At 61.8% G+C, this 19869-nt stretch carries 18 protein-coding genes; 5 read left to right on the top strand and 13 right to left on the bottom strand.

The genetic code is table 11. The features are described from left to right. Positions 1–157: 157 nt before the first annotated feature. Positions 158–1738 (top strand): peptide chain release factor 3, encoded by a 1581-nt coding sequence (locus tag Q0Z71_RS01690; RefSeq protein ID WP_298017281.1) that lies wholly within the window; start codon positions 158–160, stop codon positions 1736–1738. A 217-nt stretch (positions 1739–1955) separates the two neighbouring features. Here the strand turns inward: Q0Z71_RS01690 and Q0Z71_RS01685 are convergent, their stop codons facing one another. The 11 genes from Q0Z71_RS01685 to murI all read right to left on the bottom strand — a co-directional run bounded on the left by Q0Z71_RS01685 (position 1956) and on the right by murI (position 13636). After that, positions 1956–3077, bottom strand: a complete 1122-nt coding sequence (locus Q0Z71_RS01685) for a YgcG family protein (protein WP_298017278.1) — start codon at positions 3075–3077, stop codon at positions 1956–1958. A 668-nt stretch (positions 3078–3745) separates the two neighbouring features. Continuing rightward, the gene (locus tag Q0Z71_RS01680) at positions 3746–4933 is read right to left on the bottom strand and encodes a toxic anion resistance protein (RefSeq protein ID WP_298017275.1); all 1188 of its coding nucleotides are present in this window, start codon (positions 4931–4933) and stop codon (positions 3746–3748) included. Positions 4934–5194: 261 nt separating this feature from the next. Beyond that, a complete protein-coding gene (locus Q0Z71_RS01675; RefSeq protein ID WP_298017272.1) occupies positions 5195–5908 on the bottom strand; it encodes a 5-bromo-4-chloroindolyl phosphate hydrolysis family protein in 714 nt (237 codons plus the stop codon). A gap of 317 nt (positions 5909–6225) precedes the next feature. Further along, entirely contained in the window at positions 6226–6756 is a 531-nt protein-coding gene (locus Q0Z71_RS01670; RefSeq protein ID WP_298017269.1) for a DUF6512 family protein, read from the bottom strand. Between the two features lie 311 nt (positions 6757–7067). Further along, positions 7068–7475 carry a hypothetical protein gene (locus Q0Z71_RS01665; protein WP_298017266.1) on the bottom strand — a complete coding sequence of 136 codons (408 nt, stop codon included), beginning with the start codon at positions 7473–7475 and terminating at the stop codon, positions 7068–7070. Positions 7476–7549: 74 nt separating this feature from the next. Then, a complete protein-coding gene (locus Q0Z71_RS01660) occupies positions 7550–8686 on the bottom strand; it encodes a hypothetical protein (RefSeq protein WP_298017263.1) in 1137 nt (378 codons plus the stop codon). 231 nt (positions 8687–8917) lie between these two features. Next, positions 8918–9253 (bottom strand): branched-chain amino acid transporter permease, encoded by a 336-nt coding sequence (locus Q0Z71_RS01655; protein ID WP_298017259.1) that lies wholly within the window; start codon positions 9251–9253, stop codon positions 8918–8920. After that, positions 9244–9951 (bottom strand): AzlC family ABC transporter permease, encoded by a 708-nt coding sequence (locus tag Q0Z71_RS01650; RefSeq protein ID WP_298017256.1) that lies wholly within the window; start codon positions 9949–9951, stop codon positions 9244–9246. Before Q0Z71_RS01650 ends, Q0Z71_RS01655 begins: the two co-directional genes overlap by 10 nt. Positions 9952–10213: 262 nt before the next feature. Continuing rightward, positions 10214–11959: an arginine--tRNA ligase gene (gene argS, locus Q0Z71_RS01645; RefSeq protein WP_298017253.1), complete on the bottom strand. Its 1746-nt coding sequence runs from the start codon at positions 11957–11959 to the stop codon at positions 10214–10216. A 431-nt stretch (positions 11960–12390) separates the two neighbouring features. Beyond that, the gene (locus tag Q0Z71_RS01640; RefSeq protein WP_298017250.1) at positions 12391–12834 is read right to left on the bottom strand and encodes a DUF1934 domain-containing protein; all 444 of its coding nucleotides are present in this window, start codon (positions 12832–12834) and stop codon (positions 12391–12393) included. Further along, a complete protein-coding gene (murI, locus tag Q0Z71_RS01635; protein ID WP_298017246.1) occupies positions 12821–13636 on the bottom strand; it encodes a glutamate racemase in 816 nt (271 codons plus the stop codon). The genes Q0Z71_RS01640 and murI overlap by 14 nt, the downstream gene beginning before the upstream one ends. Before the next feature lie 204 nt (positions 13637–13840). Between murI and Q0Z71_RS01630 the strand changes: the two genes are divergently transcribed. Both Q0Z71_RS01630 and Q0Z71_RS01625 read left to right on the top strand, forming a co-directional pair. After that, on the top strand, positions 13841–14254 hold the full coding sequence (locus tag Q0Z71_RS01630) for a hypothetical protein (RefSeq protein WP_298017242.1): 414 nt from the start codon (positions 13841–13843) through the stop codon (positions 14252–14254). Between the two features lie 52 nt (positions 14255–14306). Next, a complete protein-coding gene (locus tag Q0Z71_RS01625) occupies positions 14307–15428 on the top strand; it encodes a DUF362 domain-containing protein (protein ID WP_298017239.1) in 1122 nt (373 codons plus the stop codon). Positions 15429–15486: 58 nt separating this feature from the next. Here Q0Z71_RS01625 and Q0Z71_RS01620 read toward each other — a convergent pair whose 3' ends face one another. Together Q0Z71_RS01620 and Q0Z71_RS01615 are read right to left on the bottom strand one after the other, a co-directional pair. Continuing rightward, positions 15487–16095, bottom strand: coding sequence for a DUF4358 domain-containing protein (locus Q0Z71_RS01620; protein WP_298017236.1), 609 nt, complete (start codon positions 16093–16095; stop codon positions 15487–15489). Positions 16096–16498: 403 nt separating this feature from the next. Beyond that, positions 16499–16795: a hypothetical protein gene (locus tag Q0Z71_RS01615; RefSeq protein WP_298017233.1), complete on the bottom strand. Its 297-nt coding sequence runs from the start codon at positions 16793–16795 to the stop codon at positions 16499–16501. 241 nt (positions 16796–17036) lie between these two features. On the opposite strand from Q0Z71_RS01615, the gene Q0Z71_RS01610 reads away from it, so the two are divergent. After that, positions 17037–17423 (top strand): BlaI/MecI/CopY family transcriptional regulator, encoded by a 387-nt coding sequence (locus Q0Z71_RS01610; protein ID WP_298017230.1) that lies wholly within the window; start codon positions 17037–17039, stop codon positions 17421–17423. Next, entirely contained in the window at positions 17420–19786 is a 2367-nt protein-coding gene (locus Q0Z71_RS01605) for a M56 family metallopeptidase (RefSeq protein WP_298017226.1), read from the top strand. Before Q0Z71_RS01610 ends, Q0Z71_RS01605 begins: the two co-directional genes overlap by 4 nt. The last annotated feature ends 83 nt before the right edge of the window (positions 19787–19869 follow it).

Raw genomic sequence — 19869 nt, 5'->3', positions numbered from 1 at the left:
CGCTCCAAACATCCAGGGATTGCTGTGCCATTTTCTCTCTTTGACTTCCTTTAACTGCGTGTTTGGACACTCCCGAGCAATGCGCTGCGCTTGCAAACTTCCCCCTTTTGTGGTAAATTATATAAATCTGTACATTTGTAAACAAGGAGGCGCTTTTATGCCCACCCTGAATGAAGAGATCTCCCGGCGGCGGACGTTTGCCATCATCTCCCACCCCGACGCCGGCAAGACCACACTGACTGAAAAATTTCTGCTGTACGGCGGCGCCATCGCCCAGGCCGGCGAGGTCAAGGGCAAGCGTGCCCGGGCCGCCACCAGCGACTGGATGGAGATCGAAAAGCAGCGCGGCATCTCCGTCACCTCATCCGTCATGCAGTTCCAGCACAACGGCTTCTGCATCAACATCCTGGACACCCCCGGCCACCAGGACTTCTCCGAGGACACTTACCGCACGCTGATGGCGGCGGACTCCGCCGTGATGGTCATCGACGGTGCCAAGGGCGTGGAGCCCCAGACCCGGAAGCTCTTCAAGGTCTGCGCCCTGCGGCACATTCCCATCTTCACCTTCATCAACAAGATGGACCGGGAGACCCGGGACCCCCTGGAGCTGTGCGAGGAGGTGGAGCGGGAGCTTGGCATCGACACCTACGCCGTCAACTGGCCCATCGGCTGCGGCAAGGAGTTCCAGGGCGTCTATGACCGGGAAAAGCAGCGCATCCTCTTCTTCCAGGCCGAGGAGCGGGGCAAGAAGGTCAGCTCCGCCGAGGTGGCGCTGGACGATCCCGCCCTGGAGGACATGATCGGCGAGGCCAAGGCCGCCGCCCTGCGGGACGAGGTGGAGCTGCTGGGAGCCGGACGGGAGTTCGACCTGGAGGCCGTTCGGAACGGCACCCTCTCCCCGGTGTTCTTCGGCTCCGCCCTCACCACCTTCGGCGTGGAGCCGTTTTTGGAGGAGTTTCTCCGCATGACCACCGCCCCTCTCTCCCGCGTCTCCGACCAGGGCGAGGTGGATGTGTTCTCCCCGGACTTCTCCGCCTTTGTCTTCAAGATCCAGGCCAACATGAACAAGGCCCACCGGGACCGTCTGGCCTTTATGCGCATCTGCTCCGGCAAGTTCCAGCGGGACACCGAGTACTTCCACGTCCAGAGCGGCAAAAAGCTGCGGCTCTCCCAGCCCCAGCAGATGATGGCCGCGGAGCGGGAGATCGTGGAGGAGGCCTACGCCGGCGACATCATCGGCGTGTTCGACCCCGGCCTCTTCTCCATCGGAGACACCATCACCGTGCCGGGCAAGAAGTTTCGCTTCTCCGGCATCCCCACCTTTGAGCCGGAGCACTTCATGCGGGTGGCCCCCAAGGACACCATGAAGCGCAAGCAGTTCATCAAGGGCACGGAGCAGATCGCCCAGGAGGGCGCCATCCAGATCTTCAAGATCCCCGGCGCAGGTCTGGAAGAGGTCATCGTGGGCGTGGTGGGCACCCTGCAGTTCGACGTGTTCGAGTACCGCATGAAAAACGAGTACGGCGTGGACCTGTATATGACCGGCCTGCCCTACGACCACCTGCGGCTCATCACCAACTGCCCCTGCCCGCCGGAGGACCTGGTGCTGTGCACCGGCTCCGCCATTCTGGAGGACTTCAAGGACCGCCTGCTGGTGGCCTTCGGCGGCGAGTGGAGCGTGGGCTTCCTCACCAAACACAACCCCGGATTGGAGCTGGCGGACTCCCTGTCCGTCTGACCGGGAACCGATATACGGAAAACAGCGGTTTGAGCCCATCGTCTCAAACCGCTGTTTATGTTTTCATCCCGTCGATCAGATGGAGCAGGGCCTCCGTCTGATCTTCCGTCCGGGCGGCGATGCGGACCGCCTGCCGCGCCGATTCCGCTATCACCTTTGGCGCAAAAAAGCCCGCCCGGAAGCATGTGCTTTCAGGCGGGCCACTCTGATGCGATTTTTATCGGCGTCCGCCGAAGCCCCCGCCGCGGGAGCCTCCAAAGCCGCCTCCCCGGGAGCCGCCGAAGGAGCCGCCTCCGCCGAAGCCGCCCCGGCTGCCGCCGAAACCGCCGCCGAAGGAGCCTCCCCCGCCAAAGCCGCCGCGGGAACCGCCGAAGCCGCCGCCAAAGGAGCCGCCGCCAAAGCCGCCTCCCCGGGAGCCGCCGGTGGGCGGCCTGCGGCTGCCGCCGCTGCGGGGCGGCTGGGGCGGGCGTCCGCCTCTGGGCGGCTTGGGACCTCTCCCGCCAGTGGGCGGTCTGCGGGGCGGTCTGCGCCGCCGGGGCCGCCCCCAGAACACCGGGTAATACCGCCGGGTGGGGATGCCCATGCCGGGCATCATGTACCGCCGCCGGTAGCGTCTGTACCGCATGCCGTCCAGGATCACCCAGATGACCAGCAGGACCACCAGCAGAACAATCAGCTGCGCCACCAGTGTTCCGAAGGCGGGGGCGATATAGCCGGTGGTCTGGGTGTGATACCCGCCATTGGTGGAATAGCTCTCCCGGACGGCGGGGATGTAATTTTCCCGGATGGTCACGTCGTAAAAGTCCGCGAACCAGTCGATGTAGGCGTCAAAGGTCCGCTTTACGCCGGCGTCATAATCCCCCGCCGCGAAGTCGGCCTCCATATAGGTATACAGCAGACCGGTCAGCTCCTGGCCGTAGTCATACAGTCCGTCGCCGCCGGAGACGCCATAGTCTCCCCGCAGGCCGTTCTGGGCGATATCGTCCAGCGCCAGCACCAGCACCAGGCCGTTGTTCCGCTCCTTGGAGCCTACGCCGTACTGGTTGCCCAGGTCTGTGGCGTACTCCACGATGTCGGTGCCGTTGGTGCTGTCCACCGTCACCACCATGATCTGCGCGCCGGTCTGGGCAAACAGGGAGGCGTTCATGGCGTCGATATGTTTCATGGTCTTGTCGGTCAGCACACCGGCATGGTCGTAAACATAGGTGTAGCTGCCCACGATGGCCGTGGACGGCTCGCTGGTGCTGTCAGGCTTTTTGGCCTGGCCCAGCAGGAGCCCGGCCACAATGGCCAGCACCATGACGGCTGCGGCCACCGGGCGTTTTTGGAAAATTTTCATAGGCAATACCCTTTTTGAATTAGGAATGGAACCGAAGATAAGAGATAAAGGATATCGGAATCCCGCGCCCGCAGGCGCTCAAGGGAAAGGGCCAGGGAAACCCGTAGGTTTTCCAGTTCTTTCGCCGGAGGCGAAAGAAGCAATTCCAATCATTTTCGGCAGGACATGTGCCTACCGAAAATTCCCCGACCCAGCCGCCTTGGGCGGCGTCCACCAGTGACCGACGTCACTGGTGAGGGGGAATCTAAAGGGGGGACGAAGTCCCCTCTTTAATTGTGCAGCTCCATCAGTTTCTGCTTCAATTCACCTTCAATGCGGCCCGCGGCGTCACTTGCTCCATATCCCTCGATCCCGCCTTCCGGCGAGATCTCGCTCATTCCGCTGCTCCGCCTTCCCCAGCCAAACCCGCTCCGCTGGGCTTTGGCCGGGAACCCTTGGAACTGGGCCGGCGAGCCGTTCAATGTCCTTTTTTAATTGTGCAGCTCCATCAGCTTCTGCTTCAATTCACCTTCAATGCGGCCCGCGGCGTCACTTGCTCCATATCCCTCGATCCCGCCTTCCGGCGAGATCTCGCTCTTTCCGCCGCTCCGCCTTCCCCAGCCAAACCCGCTCCGCTGGGCTTTGGCCGGGAACCCTTGGAACTGGGCCGGCGAGCCATTCAATGTCCCTTAATTGTGCAGCTCCATCAGTTTCTGCTTCAATTCACCTTCAATGCGGCCCAGTTCCGCTTCGGCGGCTTTGCGCTTGGCCGCGCCGTCCCGCTGGATGGTCAGCACCTCGTCCAGGGTGGAGATCAGCTGCTGGTTCGTGTGCTGGAGGGTCTCAATGTCCACGATGCTGCGCTCCGCCTCCTTGGCGGTCTGGATGGTGCCCATCTTCAGCATGTCCGCGTTCTTTTTCAGCAGCTCGTTGGTCATCTCCGTGACGGCGCTCTGGGCGGCGGTGGCCTGACGGCCGTGCTCCAGCCCCAGGGCCAGCACCATTTGGCTCTTCCACAGGGGGATGGTGTTCACCAGGGAGGACTGGATCTTCTCCACCATCAGGGTGTCGTTGTTTTGCAGCAGGCGGGTCTGGGGGCCCATCTGGATGGAGATCATGCGGGTCAGCTCCAGGTCGTGGAGCTTTTTCTCAAAGCGCTCGCACATCTGCACCATGTCGTTGTACTTCTGGGCGTCCTCCTGGGCGCCGGTCTGCTCCGCCTTGGCTTTCAGCACCGGCAGCTCGTTGGCCCGGACATCCTCCAGCTTCTTTTTGCCCGCCAGGATGTACATGGTCAGTTCCTTGTAGTACTTCAGGTTCAACTCATACATCTGGTCAAACATCGCCACATCCTTCAGCAGCGTCACCTGATGCTGCTCCAGCTCCCGGGCGATCTTGTCCACGTTGGTCTCCACCTTGGCGTACTGGGCCTTCATGGTCTCCAGCTTGTTGCCGGTCTTTTTGAACATGCCGAAGAGGCCCTTCTTCTCCTCTTCCTCGCCGAAGCCCTTCAGCTCCACCACCAGCTCGGAAAGGGACTTGCCCACCTCGCCCAGGTCCTTGGTGCGGACGGAGGACAGTGCGCTTTCGGAGAAGCCGGCCACGTTCTTCTGGGCGGCGGCGCCGTATTGCAGGATCATGTTCGAGTCCATGATGTCAATCTTCTTGGAGAAGTCCGCCACCGCCTGCTTTTCCGCCTCGGAGAGCAGGTTCTCATCCATCTGGACAGGGGTGACTTCGGGCTTTGCGGGCTCGGGAGCGGGCGCTGCGGGCGTGGCCGGGGCCACAGGCTCCAGGGTCAGTTCCGGAACGGCCTCCGCGGCAGCGGCGGCCGTATCCGGGGTCAGGGTCAGCTGGGGGATGTTGTTCTCACTCATGGCGTTTTCCTCCGTTTATCATACATGATTTGTTTCATCAGTTGTCTCTTCCGCTTTTTTCTGGAACTCCCGCGCGGCACGAACGGCCCAGATCACGGCTCCGGCCAGCCACGCGCATCCCAGAACCACATAGAATATCCGTCTCTGCGTGAACGCCTTGTACAGCCAAATGGCTCCACAGCCCCCATAACAGGCTATACAAAGAATATTTCCGGCAGTATGCAGGCCGTCTTTCACCCTTTGCCGCACAGTGGACCTCCTTTACAGCTCCAGCTTGATATCCGGGTCCTCCCTGGGCAGGGTCTCCGCTTTCAGCTGGTCCCCGGCCAGGCCCTCCCGGGCCATCATGGTCTCCAGCACGGTGATGTCCGTGGAGATGTCCAGGGCCTCGGAACCGTACAGACTGTCCAGCTGCTTTTCAAAGGCCGCCACGATGGTGCGCATCATGCCCTCCACCTTGGCCTTGGTGGCGTCCACGTTCTCACCGGAGATGCCGGCGGCGCTGGCCCGGTCATAGGCGTTCAGCAGCTTCAGGGTGGTGGGCAGGTAGTAATCCAGGAACCGCCGGATCTGGGACAGCTTCTTGGGGTCCCGCTTCACCTCGTCGAAGATCTTCTGGGACACCTGCTCCAGCCGCACGATATCGGCGGAGATGCCGGGGTCCGCGATGTTGTTGTCCAGCCGCTTCATCTCCGCGATGGCCAGGCGGCCGTCCTTCAGCATCTTGTCCAGCTCGGCGTTGCCGGTGGTCTCCTCCTTGGGCTTCTCCGCGGCCTTGGGGGCCGCCTGCTCCGTGCCGCCCACGGTACCGGCATTTTGACAGACGGCGTTCACCCCGAAAAACACCGCCGCCGACACCGCCGCCAGCAGGGCGTAATGGACAGGCGCGTACAGGGGGAACAGCAGGCCGTATGCCAGCCACAGCACCGCCACCGCGTAAAACGGCGCCACGGGCTTCCGTTTGCTCGTCTCCATAAGCAGACCTCCTTCGGGTCCGGAGACCCATAATAAAGATATTATACCTCTCCACAGGCGGCGCGGTCAAGGCGGGAAGGCTGTAAAATATCGTCAATTCACTTGAAAAATAGAAAAGCTGTTTTTCAAGCGGGCAATGCCCGCTGTGCGCGAAGCGCACGGTGAATGACTATGAAATCTAAATCAAGGCCGCTTTCGCGGCCTGTCACAGCGCAGGCGCTGTGACACTTGAAAAGTGGTTTTACCACTTTTCAAGTTATTTGATTATAGTTGTGAACAGAAAAAAGCGCCTCTTCTGCAAGAGGCGCTTTTTTCTTTCAGATGCCCAGCCGCCCTGTCAGCGGGTCCCGCCACAGCGGCAGCGCCACCGGGCGGAAGGTGCACCAGACGAAGCAGAAGGCCAGCCCCCACAGCACCACCAACCCCAAAATCTGCTGCCACAGGGAGGTGAAGCGGCCCCTGCCCAGCAGGTGGAAATCCAGGGCAAAGGCTCCCAGGTCCGCCAGGAAGAACACCGCGATGTCCGCCCACATCACATGAAAGCCCAGGGCGCCGGTATAGGTATAGAACAGGATGGGAACCAGGGCTACCCCCGCCAGGGTGCTGACCGCCCGCACGGCCAGAAAATTGGGATAGTTCTTCCCCATGACGCACACCTGGACCACGGAAAACAGAAACAGCGGGACAAACAGCAGCTTCATGTGCTCCCAGGTGGACTCGTTGACAGCGGAGAACGCTGCCGCCAATACGCTGCCGCCGCTCCACTCATATACGAAGTGCAGCAGCGTCCCCGCCGCTCCCGTGAATACAAAACCCGCCAATTCCCAGAAAAACAACCGTTTTCGCATAGTGACCTCCCCATCGGCAAACAAAGACCACGGCGGTATGCCGTGGTCCCAGTTTGTGCGGAGTTTTCCAGATTTATTCTCTTTATTTTTACCTCCAAAGCGCCTTGCGAAAACGGATCAGGAGCGGGTTCGATCCCCGGCGCCGCCCAGTCACCTGGAAAAGCGCATGGGATCTTTCAGGCGGGCGATGCCCGCTGTGTGCTAAGTGCGCAGGGACGGACAATGAAACGCAAACCAAAGCCGCGGCCTGTCACAGCGCACATGCGCTGTGACACCTGAAAAGTGAATGGACGATAAGGTCCCGTTTCTCTTCAACCATATCCCCAGGTCTGCAGGGTCCATCTTTCATCGGCGTTCCGCGTCAAGATCCACTGCCAGCCGTCATATGTGGTATTGGGATTCAGGCTGCCGTCTCCACCCGAGGCATCCACATCGAAAGAGGAGGTCAAAACGATCGCCTGTTCCGCGTCATACTGCTCAGCCCACTCCGCGAACACCTCGGCGGAATCATCCCCCATATATCGCATCTCCGTCAATACGCATCCGCCAAAATGATCCTCAAAGTATTTCACAACCGTATCAGCCGCCGCGTCGATCTCAGACTTCGTATACAGTTCAGAATCCGCGCCGATAACATCCACGTTTTTCACAGGATTTCCGCACGCCGCCAGGGACAGCAGGGAAACAGCCACGATCAGGGAAGCCAATATCTTTTTCATTTGTTTTCTCCTTTTTTGTTTTTGCTGCAAGCCCTCGAAGATCCGAGCCATGCGCGGGGATCTGAAGGATGCCATTACTCCACATAGGCGGCGTAGCGCCCCATGACGCTCTTCAGGCTCTCCGGTGTCCAGCCGCCTTCATACAGGCCGTTTTCCATGGCGGCAGCCAGAGCGCGGCAGAGCCGGCGGGCCTCTCCGTCCGTCCGCTTTTCCAGCAGCTGGGGCAGAACCCGCAGGCTGTCCGCAGGCCTTTGCAGGATGTAACCCGGCAGGACGCTGTCGTGGGCCAGACCCTCTGTCAGATAGAAGGCCTCCACCAACTCCTCCAGCAGGGCGTCCTCCCCCCGCGCAAAGGGCAATTCCACCCGGCAGCCGCCGGTGCCCCAATCCACGCAGCGCCAGTCCCCGTTTTGATCCTTCATCACCCGGACCTCATGGTCCCAGTGCCAATATCCGTCCGGCTCCCGGTCCCGGATGCCCGCGCCCCCGTTCCAGTAGACGCTGCCCAGCGCCGCCGGCTCTTCCAGCAGGACCAACAGGTCCATGTCAAAGCAGAACTGTTCCGGCTCTCCCCGGTAGACGTCGTACACCCTGCACCCGCCAGCCTGTACATCCAAGGGCTTCCATACCACCCAGTCCGGCACGTTCCGGTAGTTCTCCGCCACCTGCTCCGCCAGCTCCGCCGCCGCTTTTTCCAGATCCGTCCCGCTCCCGTCCGCGGCGGCGTTCCAGACACCGGCGCTGACCGCATCCCGGGCGATAATCTCCAGAGCGTCGTAAAGCTTGCCCTCCAGCGGCTCCCCCTCCCTGGGATTCACCGCCCGGACATAGGTCTCCGCGCCGTTTTGGGACAAAAAGACGATGTCGCCGCCGGAGCAGCACTGCAGCATGGTCTTGCCATCCGGGGACCGCAGGGTCAGCAGGCGGCCCCGCTCTTCCCCCATCTGCGCCTCCCAATCCGCCCTGTCCGCGGCGGACCATTCATAGCTGACGGCGAAATACTCCTCCCGCCCCGCTGCGTTCCGGGCGTTTTCCGGGGTGACGTCCAGTGCGGTCACGGTGCCGTCCGGCTCCTCCACCTCCACAGTAAAGGTCTCGTTTTCGGAAATGGCCTCATAGACCTCCGCCGCCAGCGCCTCCGGCGTCTGGTGCGGCCCGCATCCGGCCAGCAGAACGGCCAGTATCAGCATCCACATGCAGCAGCGTTTCATGGCAATATCCTCCTGTCCTCGATCCAGTCCGATCATGATGAAGCTGGGAGTAATCAGGCCCGCTTTCCTCAGTCCGCCGCGGCGGCCGGAAAAGCGGTGAACCCTTTCCACCTGTTTGCTCACAGATACAGGATACACGTTTTCCGCTGTCAATTCCCGTCAATTCTGCTACAAATAGTAACAATTTAAAAACAAAAATCCGGAGCGGTTCCCCCGCTCCGGATCACAGCGTCACACAAATACCACGCGGATCAGCAGCATATAGAGGGCCGTGCCCCCGGCGATGGACAGCAGCACATTGTCCTTCCACTTGTGAAGGACCACCACCGCCGCGATGCCCAGCAGCTCCGGCGCGCCGTGGGGCGCCGCCAGCCAGGCCACGCTCTTCAAGCAGTAGACCACCAGCAGGCCCATCATGGCCGCCGGAAGCACCCGCCCCAGGTATGTCACGATGACCGGCGGCTGCTTGCTCTCCGGGAACAGCCAGAAGGGCAGCCAGCGCGTCAGCTGCACACCGGCGGCCAGCGCCAGAATGGTGATCAGGGTCTCAACAGGCGTCAGATGCACAGCTTTTTCCTCCCTCCCAGCAAGACGATCAAAATCAGGACCATGGCGGGGATCACCAGATTGTCCGCGCCGAATACCGCCAGACTGACGCCGGTGCAGACCAGGCCGATCACTCCGGCGGGACGATTCTCCGCATGCTTCCACTGCTCCATGAACAGCACCACGAACAGCGCCGTCAGCGCAAAGTCCAGTCCCGTGGAGTCAAAGGTCAGCACGGAGCCGATGACCCCGCCCAGCACGGAGCCAACGGCCCAGTAGCCGTAATCCAGCAGGGAGATCCAGAAGTAAAAGTCCTTCCGCTCCACGCCGGCGGGCGGCTCCAGGGTGGATACCAAGGAATAGGTCTCGTCCGTCAGGGCAAAGATCAAAAACGGGCGCACCTTTCCCATACCGCGGTACTTTTCCAGCAGGGACAGTCCGTAAAACATATGCCGGGCATTGACCATGATGGAGATCAAAAGCGCCTGCACGGGGGCAAAGGCCGTGGTCAGCAGGGTGATGGCCACGTATTGGATGCTGCCGCCGAAAACCAGCAGGCTCATCAGCAAGGCCCACAGCGGCCCATAGCCGTTGGCCGCCATCAGCAGTCCGTATGCCATGCCCAGGCACAGATATCCCGTCATTACCGGAATGGTGGCGGGAAACGCGGCACGCAGCGCCGGATTTCCCCGCCGCCCCATATGTTCGATTTGTTCCATTGTGTCCTCCTTTTTCTGATCCTCGTCTGTATGGGCCGATCAGCAGCCCGCCCCAACAGGGCAAAACCAGCGCCGTGAAACCGGCAGACACCCGTCAGGTGCAACGCCATGGTCCAAGAGGCCGGTGCGATAACATTGTATATAAGGTCAGCCGCTTCCGCGGCCCGCAGAGCCGCCAGACGCTTCTGGTATTTCGGAGCCAGCTTTTTCACAGGCGTCCCTTCAAGTGGGGAGCCGCGCCGCACGCGGCGCGGCTCTGGTCTTACATCTTCTCCGGCGCGTCCACGCCAATGAGCTTCAGGCCGTTTTTCAGCACCGTCCGGGTGTCGTCCGCCAGCTTCAGCCGGGCTGCCTGCACGGCAGGCTCCTCGCCCTTGATGCGGCAGGCGTTGTAGAACCGGTGGAAGCAGGCCGCCAGCTCCTGGAGATAGCGGTTGATGTGGCTGGGGTCGTAGTCCCGGGCCGCCAGCTTGATCTCCTCGCAGAACTGGGCGATCTGCTTGATGAGGGCCCGCTCCGTCTCGCCGCTGAGCAGGGACATGTCCACATCGGCCTGGGCGGGGACGGACACGCCCTCCTCCCCCAGTGCCCGCAGCAGGGAGCAGATACGGGCGTGGGCGTACTCCACATAGTAGATGGGGTTCTCGCTATCCTCCCGGACAGCCAGCCCCAGGTCGAATTCCATCTGGGTGTCCGGCTTGGCGTTGAAATACCAGCGGGCGGCGTCCACGCTGACCTCGTCCAGCAGGTCGGAGAGGCTGATGGCCTTGCCGGTGCGCTTGGACATCCGGACCACCTCGCCGTCCCGCAGCAGCTTCACCAGCTGCATCAGCACAATGTCCAGCCTCTCGCTGCCGTTGAGGCCCAGGGCGTCCAGCGCGCCCTTCAGGCGGGCCACATGGCCGTGGTGGTCGGCGCCCCAGACGTTGATGACCTTGTCAAAGCCCCGGACGGCGAACTTGTTGCGGTGGTAGGCGATGTCGGCGGCAAAGTAGGTGTAGAACCCGTTGGCCCGACGGAGCACGTCGTCCTTCAGCTCCAGCTTTTCGATGTCCTTCTCCTTTTTGCCCGCCTTCAGCAGGTTCTCCCGCATGATCTCGGCGGTCTTGAGCCACAGCGCGCCGTCCTTCTCGTAGGTCCAGCCCTTTTCCGTCAGCAGGTCCACGGTCCCGGCTACGTAGCCGCTCTCGTGGAGGGTGGACTCGTAGAACCAGTTGTCGTACTCGATCTTGTACCGCTGGAGGTCCGTCTTCATCTTGGGCAGGTTCACGCCAAGGCCGAACTGGGCCAGGGCCGCCTGCCGCTCCTCCGGGGAGACGTTCACCAGCTTGTCCCCGTTCTGGTCATAGTAGGCCCGGGCCAGGTCCCGGATGTCGCCGCCCTGATAGCCGTCCTCCGGGAAGGGCACCGCGTCCTCGCCCTGGATGATCTGCAAGTACCGGGCCTCGATGGAGTGGGCGAACTTGTCGATCTGGTGTCCCGCGTCGTTGACGTAGAACTCCCGGGTCACGTCCGCGCCGCAGGCGGCCAGCACGGCAGCCAGGGTGTCTCCCAGCACGCCGCCCCGGGCGTTGCCCATGTGCATGGGGCCGGTGGGGTTGGCGGAGACGAACTCCACCATGTACCTCTTGCCCTTCAGCCCATCGTTGGTGCCGTAGTCCCCGCCCTCGCGCTCCACGGCGGCACAGACGCCCTCGTACCAGCTGTCGTTCAGGCGGAAGTTCAAAAAGCCGGGCCCCGCGATCTCCGCGGAGGCAAAATAGGTGCCGTTCAGGTCCATGTGGTCCAGCAGAGCCTGGGCGATGTTCCGGGGCGGCTGGCGCAGGGCCTTGGAGGCCGCCAGGGCAAAGGTGGTGGTGAAGTCGCCGTTGGCGGTGTCCTTGGGGATCTCCACCGGGGCGGTCTTCACCGCCGCCTGGGGCAGGGTGCCGTCCTTTACCGCGGCCTCGTAGGCGGCCATCGCCAGGGAGGCCGCCTGGTCTTTTGCGTTCTGGATCATGTTGATCATATTGTCATATCCTCTTCCGTTGATATTGATTTCAGCTTTTCCGCCTGACGCGGATCTTAAAACAGTTCCGCCCTGTAACGGTGTGTTTTCCCATGGCGCCTGCGCCATGGGAGCCCTTTGATGGAACATCCTCGGCAGGCAAAGCCCGCCTCCGGCAAGATTTCGGCTCTGCCGAAATGTTTGGACGCGCGATCGCGCGGCGGAACACACTCTGCCAGCAAGCTTCCAGGTCTATGCCTTTCTTTTAACGCGGATCTTAAAACAGTTCCGTCCCGTAACGGTGTGTTTTCCCATGGCGCAGGCGCCATGGGAGCCCTTTGATGGAACATCCTCGGCAGGCAAAGCCCGCCTCCGGCAAGATTTCGGCTCCGCCGAAATGCTTGGACGCGCGGTCGCGCGGCGGAACACACTCTGCCAGCAAGCTTCCAGGTCTATGCCTTTCTTTTAACGCGGATCTTAAAACAGTTCCGTCCCGTGACGGTGTGTTCCACTGCGATGGAGTACTTGATCTCCAGCACGCCCCCCCGCTGGGACAGGTTGTGCTTCAAGACGCTGGTCTGGATATCCACCGTCAGTTCCCCAAAGGGCGTCTCATAGAGGGACGTATGCTGCCGCCCCTCCTCAAAGATCATCTGGGCGTTCACCTTGCCCATGCGGGTCAGAACCACCCGGGGGCCCTTCACCTCAAAGGTCGTGGTGGTCCCCTCCATCCCCGTCAGCTCCGTCTCCTGGTAGGACAGCACCATTCCCTCTTCGGTCAGCTCCATGGTGCCCTCCGTCATCAGCTCCGTGGCGTCGGGGTCGATGCCGTCAAAATACTGCTCGCCCCGGATGGACAGCAGGACCGGCAGCTTTTCCTGTTCAATACTGGTCAATGTCGATCCTCCGTGCCGCGTGGCGCAGGTCCTCCTGAAGGAACACCGACGCGATGCGCTCAAAATCCTCTGTCCGTTCGCTGACATAAAACTCCGCCTCGCCCTGGCGGCTCTCGTCCGCCCGCAGGTCCCGGGCCTTCAGCATCCGCTTCAATTCAAAGGCGGACTCCTCCCCGGCGGAGACCAGCGTCACCTCCGGTCCCATGATATCCGCGATGATCTCCGTCAGCAGCGGATAGTGGGTGCAGCCCAGGATCAGGGTGTCGATGCCCGTCTCTTTCAGCGGCTCCAGATACTCCCGGGCCACGGTCTCGATCACCGCGTCGCCCCGGCGGATGCGTCCGTTCTCCACCAGAGGCACGAACAGCGGGCAGGGCTTGCCGACGACCTCCACCGCGGGGTCCAGCCGGCGGAGGGCGGCCTCATAGGCGCCGGAGCGGATGGAGGCCAGGGTGGCGATGATGCCCACCTTCTTCGCCCTTGTCACCTGCACGGCCCGGCGGCAGGTGGGTTCCACCACGCCGATGATGGGCAGGTCGTTCTCCGCCTGGAGCACGTCCAAGGACGTGGTGGAGATGGTGCCGCAGGCGATGACCATGGCCTTCAAGTCAAAGGAGCGCAGAAAGCGCACGTCCTGCCGGGCATATTTCAGGATGGTGTCCCGGCTCCGGCCGCCGTAGGGGACCCGGGCCGTATCGCCAAAGTAGATCAGGTTTTCCTCCGGCAGGATCTGCCGGAGGGCGCGCACCGCCGTCAGACCGCCGAGGCCGGAGTCAAACACGCCGATAGGCCGTATATCCATAGTCGTTCCATGCTCCTTATCCGTTTTCTGGGTGCTGTTTGCACCCGGTTGACATCCGAGTTATATATTATACTATGACAGCGGTTGCGCCGCAAGACAGATTTTAGTCTTTTTACCCTGTTTTTTATATGGAATTTCGCGCAGGACTTTGTTATAATCTTTGCTGTAAGCCCATCGCATAAACTGTCTGGGAGGTGTTTGCCCATGAAGATCGAATTGACGGAGCAGCAGTACCGGTATCTGCTGGACCTTGTGTACATAGGAAACTGGGTGATGAACTCCACCCGGGAGAACGACCGCATCCAGGAGTATGACCAGGTGGAGAGCCTGGTGTTCTCCCACTGTCTCCAGCACAAGATGAGCAAGCTGGTGGAGCTGTACCGCGGGGAGCTGATCCCCTCCCGTGCCTTTGCCGACGGCGGCATCCACGAGGCCATTGAGAATTACGAGGATGTGGTGTTCTACGAGATCCTGGCGGAGGAGCTGGCCCTGCGGGACATGGACGGGGAGCCCCTGACGCGGGAGAACTACGGCGCCCTGATGGACCGCATTGACACCTACCTCTCCGAGTTTGACGAGCACGGCACGGACAATATCTCCGTGGACCTGGACGAGTAAACGGCGGCGCCGACGGCTGCCGCATCTATAGAGAGAAAAAGGAGAAACGACTATGGCCGAGAAATCGAAAGTCTATTTCGCGGACTTCCGCTGCCCCAGCTGGCGGGAGAACCTGCCCCAGAAGCTGGCCCGCCTGATGATGACCGCCGGATTCGGCGACATCGACATGGAGGGCAAATACGTCGCCATCAAGATGCACTTCGGAGAGCCGGGGAATCTGGCCTACCTGCGCCCCAACTGGGCCAAAGTAGTGGCGGACCTGGTGAAGAGCCAGGGCGGCAAGCCCTTCCTGACGGACTGCAACACCCTGTACGTGGGCGGACGGAAAAACGCCCTGGACCACATCGAGTCCGCCTATGTCAACGGCTTCACCCCCTACTCCACCGGCTGCCACATCCTCATCGCCGACGGCTTGAAGGGCAACGACGAGGTGGAGGTCCCGGTGGCGGGCGGCGAATATGTGAAGGCCGCCAAGATCGGCCGGGCCATCATGGACGCCGACGTGTTCGTCTCCCTCACCCACTTCAAGGGCCACGAGCAGGCGGGCATGGGCGGCACGCTGAAAAACATCGGCATGGGCTGCGGCTCCCGGGCCGGCAAGATGGAGCAGCACAACTCCGGCAAGCCCTTTGTCAAGCAGAAGAACTGCGTGGGGTGCAGAGCCTGCGCCAAGATCTGCGCCCACGGCGCGCCCCAGTTCGGCCCCGACGGCAAGGCCTCTATCGACACGGACAAATGCGTGGGCTGCGCCCGGTGCATCGCCGTGTGCCCCAAGGACGCCATCCAGTGCATGTACGACGAGGCCCCCGCCATCCTGAACAAGAAGATCGCCGAGTACACCAAGGCGGTGGTGGACGGCCGCCCCTGCTTCCACGTGTCCCTGGTGGTGGACGTGTCCCCCAACTGCGACTGCCACGGGGAGAACGATGTGCCCATCGTCTCCGATGTGGGCATGTTCGCCTCCTTTGACCCCGTGGCCCTGGACCAGGCCTGCGCCGACGCGGTGCTCTCCCAGACCGCCGCTCCCGGCTCCGTGCTGTTCGACAGGGAGTGCGCCTGCAACGAGGGCGATTTCTTCAAAAAGGCCCATCCGGACACGGAGTGGCAGGTCTGCCTGGAGCACGCGGAAAAGCTCGGCCTCGGCAGCCGGGCATACGAGCTGGTGAAGATCTGACCTCCATACTGCGCCAAAAAAAGAGGCTTCCGTTGGAAGCCTCTTTTTTGATGCCGGATCAGGTGAACAGGCCGTTGAAAGCGGACACGATGTCGTCCGACTTCTCATAGGTGGCCGCCAGCATGACGTAGTTCCCATGGGAGACGATGCGGGAGCCGCTCTTCCAGCCCTCGATGGTGTCGGGATACCAGGCGCCGCCGGGGTTGTTCTCGTCGCCCACCTGGTAGTCGATGCGGGCCTGGAAGATGTCCTTCACCTTCTGCACGTCGTCGGCGTTCTGGACCTCCACCAAGGCGATCTCTCCCACTGTGGCGGAGATCATGGCGGTGTACACCACGCACTGGTTGGCGGCAATGTCGGACAGGCCGGGATAAAAGCTGTCCAGCACCTCGCCCTCGGCCTCCATCATGGCGGGCCACTCCTCGTCGCCCTCCCCCAGCGTCTCATAAAAGGCCGCCAGGTCCACATGGGGCGCAGGCTTGCTCTGGCTGTCCTCCGGCTCCTGGGCGGCGCCGTCCTCCGGTGCCTCCTGGGGCGCATCCGTGGTCCCGTCCTCCGTGATCGCTTCCTCCGGCTTTCCCGCATCCTCCTTCTTCTGACTGCCGCAGGCGGCCAGGGACGCCAGCATCACCAGCGCCAGGAGCAGGGAAATTCCTCTTCTTTTCATATACGTTCTCCTCTTTGTCGTTCTTTCAGAAGGCGGTCCTGTGCGCCTTCTTTGGTCTTTTGGACGGAAAGGCCGGAGAAAAAGTTCCCCCTGCCTCCGCCGATTTTTCCGCACAGCATTAACGTTGCCGCCGGCCCGTGATATCATACGCCATGCATAAACGATTTTGCGGAAAACCACCCTCCCTTTTGCGGCAGCGCCTGTTCCCGCCATGAACCGCCGGCACCTGCCGGCGGCTTTTTCCGCTCCGGTCCGGAGCTTTCATCCCGTTTACCCTTCGTGCCACTGCTGCCCGGTCCTCCAAAAACCCTCGTCGAAATATCCAAAGAGGCGGCTATCCAACATGGATAGCCGCCTGGCCAACCGGAAGCCGGCGAGTGCGCCTTATGCCAATAAGGCGTACTTACACATTTGAGGTGCTTTTAAATTCGTGAATTAGACTAAAAAATCTCTCGATTAAATTGCAATCTGCTTCATTTTCTTCAATAAGCGAGGCCCAATCAAGACTGCGACAATCTTTGTATTTTTCGGATAAAAAGACCGTAAAATCTGAAAAAAGCCAATCCTGATATGTAGGAAGATGCTCTTTTTCTGACATAATATAGCCACACAAAAAATGCCTAAGTCCACGTATCCCATCATTTCCGACAAATAGCTCTGGACGAGCTTCTATTGTGCGTAAAAGAGTATCTAACTTCATTTCTTTACCTCCAAATAACCGTCTTATCCGTCAAAGGCGCACAAAGTAACCCCCGGTTTATCGCACCAATTTTATCACAGCCGGTTCCAAGGGTCAAAGTACAATTCGTAAAATCGCCGGTGTCCCGCATAAACAACGCAAAAGGGAAAAGAAAGGATTTTTCTGCAAAGCCTCTTGACAATTATACGGTTGTATAATATTATTCAATTATACGAGCGTATAATATCAACAGGAGGTACTTATGGAACAGGAGATCAAACGGCTGGGCGACGCCGAATTGGAGATCATGCAGGCCATCTGGGCGGCTGGGGAGCCGGTCTCGTCCACCTGCGTGCAGTCCGCCCTGCGGGGCAGGCGGAATTGGGCCCTGGCCACCCTGATGACCGCGCTGAACCGTCTGTGCGACAAGGGCTTTCTCCGCTGCGAGAAGCAGGGCCGCAACAACCTTTACACCGCCCTCATCGACCGGGAGGCCTATCAGCAGCAGGAGGGCCGCACCATGCTGGAAAAGCTGTACGGCAACTCCGTCACCGGCCTGGTGGCGTCCCTGTACGCCGGAAAGTCCATCAACGACGCGGACCTGGCGGAGCTGCGCCGGTTTTTGGCGGACTGGGAGGAGCGCCTATGAGCCGGGAGCTGTTTTTCGACCTGCTCCGCACCTCTGCCGCGGTGGGTGCCGCCGCACTGGTGCTGGCCCTGCTCTCCCCCCTGTGGGACCGGAGGTTCGCCGCCCGCTGGAAAAGCTGGCTGTGGTGCGTGCTGGCGGCGCTCCTGCTGGCGGGTCCCTTCCTGCACCTGCCGGCGGGAACGGCCCCCTGGACCATCTCCGTGCCGGAGGAGGTGCTGGTGGAGCGGGCGACCGGGGATTATGAGCCTGTCCCCGCCGAGCCCTCTATCCACCCCGAGGATATCGTCAAAAAGAACCCGGACGGCACCATGCTGGTCTTTCCGGTGGGACATGATGTGCCCTATCCCGCCCTTCCGGTCCTGTCCCCGGTGACGGAGACCGTGGACCTGCTGTCCTTGGCGGAGCTTCTGTGGGCGGCAGGCGTGCTGGCATTCATTCTTTGGCAGGCGGGCGGCGAGCTGGTCTTTCGCCGCCGGGTCCGCCGGTGGGCCAAGCCCGCAGGGGACAGCGCCCTGCTGGCGCTTTATCAAAACACCCTGCCGGAGGTCTCCCATCCCCCGCTGTATATCTGTCCCGGCATCGAGACCCCCGTGCTGGCCGGGCTGCTGCGGCCCAGGCTGTTCCTGCCCCGGGAGGACTATGCCCCCGGGGAGGCGAACTGTATCCTCCGGCATGAGCTGACCCATGGGCGCCGGGGCGATCTGTGGCGAAAGCTCCTGCTCCTGGCCGCCAACGCGGTCCACTGGTTCCATCCCGCCGTCTGGCTGCTGCGCCGGAAGGCGGAGCAGGACATGGAGCGGGCCTGCGACGAGCAGGTGGTGCGGGGCGCGGCGCCGGAGGAACGGCGGGCGTATGGCGCGGTCCTGCTGTCCATGGCGGGCGCCGGAACGGCTCCGGCCCTGTCCACCCATCTCTCCGGCAGCGGGAAACAGCTGAAACGGCGGCTGGAAAACATTCTCTCCGGCGACAAGCGCCGGGGCGCTGTCCCGGCGGCGGTCTGTGCCCTGCTGGCGGTCTGCGCCGTCGGATTGGCGGCCTGTACCAGCGCTCCGGCGGAGACCACACCAGACGCCCGCTTGCCGGAGACGGAGGCAACGGAGGCCTATCACATTCTGGTTTTGGGAAGCACCGATCCTGAAAGCTTCTATGACACGATCCTTCTGCTCACCTATGACCCGGCGGCGCCGTCCCTGGACGTTTTGAGCATCCCCCGGGACACCTATGTGGCGGAGCTGCCCTGGGATATCAAGAAAATCAGCACCACCCGGCCCGGAGAGGCCCAGGCGGGCGCTCCCTCCATGGAGACGGCGGTCTCCGCGCTGACAGGCCTCCCCGTGGACCACGTTGTTCAAATTGGCCCCGCAGCGGTGGAACGGCTGGTGGACGCCATCGGCGGCGTGGACTGCGAGGTGCCCATGCGGATGGACTATGACGACCCCTATCAGGATCTGTCCATCCATCTGGCGGCTGGCCCGCAGCATTTGAATGGGGAACAGGTCATGGGCCTGCTCCGCTACCGAAGAGGCGCCGCCCCGGCCGACAGCTATCCCCGCGGTGATCTGGACCGCATCGCCGCCCAGCAGATGGTCATGCGGGCTCTGTTGGAGAAGCTGCTGGACAACGGCGGCTCCCTCTCCGAGCTTTCCGATTTGGCAAAGCTGTTTCAGGAGTCCGTTACCACGGATCTCTCCGCCCAGGATCTTCTGCGGCTGGGCAAATCTTTGCTCTCCGGCGGCCTTGCGGATGTCACCTTCCGCACGCTGGAGGGCCGGTATGGGGCCCTCTGGTGCGAAACCCTTCAATGTGACCTAGCCTATTGGGTCCCCGCCTCCTATGCCTACGATCTCGCCATCGGGGAGGATGCCTATCTGGAGCTGGCGCAGCAGCTTCTGTCAGCGGCCTTCTCCTTTGACGCCAGCCAGCTCACTCCACAGGCCGACGCCGGTCCCGGCCAGCTGACGCTCTCCTATAAGCAGGCGCAGTCCCATGCGTCCTACCTGGTGGAATTCGCCCAGGATTCCCCCTATCCCACCATCCTGTATCACTTCTGCCATCCAGTCCCGAACGGGGCGCCCGCCGGGGATGCCACCGGCCTGTCCATGGACGCCGAATTCCTCAGTCAGGCCGCCTCCCGTGCCCGGGACTTTGTAAAAGCCGTCTACGGCGTGGACTGCTCCCAGATCGAGGCTGACCTTTACGGGAACGGATACAAGATCTCCGTTCAGCTCCCCGTTGCGGAGGATCAGATCTTCGATGTCCGCTTTTGTGACGGTCCGGACCCTGTGGGCATCCTCTTCTTCACCACCCCCGAGGCCGCCGCAGGCGCCCGGGAATCGGCAGCATACGCCGGACTGCTTTCCTGAAATTTGTACCCCCGGCTGCCTCGCCATAAAACACCTTTTCGCAGCGGTCTCGCCTGACTGCACCGCCAATACAGCGGGGCAAA

Origin of the sequence: uncultured Dysosmobacter sp., from assembly GCF_947631635.1 — a bacterium.
Classification (GTDB): domain Bacteria; phylum Bacillota; class Clostridia; order Oscillospirales; family Oscillospiraceae; genus Oscillibacter.
The sequence above is the reverse complement of the archived record's forward strand: the minus strand, read 5'-3'. Positions and strand labels throughout refer to the sequence as shown.

Coding starts and splice junctions, on each gene's coding strand:
- Q0Z71_RS01605 (WP_298017226.1), top strand. CDS start 17,420: ATGAGCCGGGAGCTGTTTTTCGACCTGCTCCGCACCTCTGCCGCGGTG.
- Q0Z71_RS01610 (WP_298017230.1), top strand. CDS start 17,037: ATGGAACAGGAGATCAAACGGCTGGGCGACGCCGAATTGGAGATCATG.
- Q0Z71_RS01615 (WP_298017233.1), bottom strand. CDS start 16,795: ATGAAGTTAGATACTCTTTTACGCACAATAGAAGCTCGTCCAGAGCTA.
- Q0Z71_RS01620 (WP_298017236.1), bottom strand. CDS start 16,095: ATGAAAAGAAGAGGAATTTCCCTGCTCCTGGCGCTGGTGATGCTGGCG.
- murI (WP_298017246.1), bottom strand. CDS start 13,636: ATGGATATACGGCCTATCGGCGTGTTTGACTCCGGCCTCGGCGGTCTG.
- Q0Z71_RS01670 (WP_298017269.1), bottom strand. CDS start 6,756: ATGCGAAAACGGTTGTTTTTCTGGGAATTGGCGGGTTTTGTATTCACG.
- argS (WP_298017253.1), bottom strand. CDS start 11,959: ATGATCAACATGATCCAGAACGCAAAAGACCAGGCGGCCTCCCTGGCG.
- Q0Z71_RS01650 (WP_298017256.1), bottom strand. CDS start 9,951: ATGGAACAAATCGAACATATGGGGCGGCGGGGAAATCCGGCGCTGCGT.
- Q0Z71_RS01690 (WP_298017281.1), top strand. CDS start 158: ATGCCCACCCTGAATGAAGAGATCTCCCGGCGGCGGACGTTTGCCATC.
- Q0Z71_RS01685 (WP_298017278.1), bottom strand. CDS start 3,077: ATGAAAATTTTCCAAAAACGCCCGGTGGCCGCAGCCGTCATGGTGCTG.
- Q0Z71_RS01630 (WP_298017242.1), top strand. CDS start 13,841: ATGAAGATCGAATTGACGGAGCAGCAGTACCGGTATCTGCTGGACCTT.
- Q0Z71_RS01625 (WP_298017239.1), top strand. CDS start 14,307: ATGGCCGAGAAATCGAAAGTCTATTTCGCGGACTTCCGCTGCCCCAGC.
- Q0Z71_RS01665 (WP_298017266.1), bottom strand. CDS start 7,475: ATGAAAAAGATATTGGCTTCCCTGATCGTGGCTGTTTCCCTGCTGTCC.
- Q0Z71_RS01680 (WP_298017275.1), bottom strand. CDS start 4,933: ATGAGTGAGAACAACATCCCCCAGCTGACCCTGACCCCGGATACGGCC.
- Q0Z71_RS01660 (WP_298017263.1), bottom strand. CDS start 8,686: ATGAAACGCTGCTGCATGTGGATGCTGATACTGGCCGTTCTGCTGGCC.
- Q0Z71_RS01675 (WP_298017272.1), bottom strand. CDS start 5,908: ATGGAGACGAGCAAACGGAAGCCCGTGGCGCCGTTTTACGCGGTGGCG.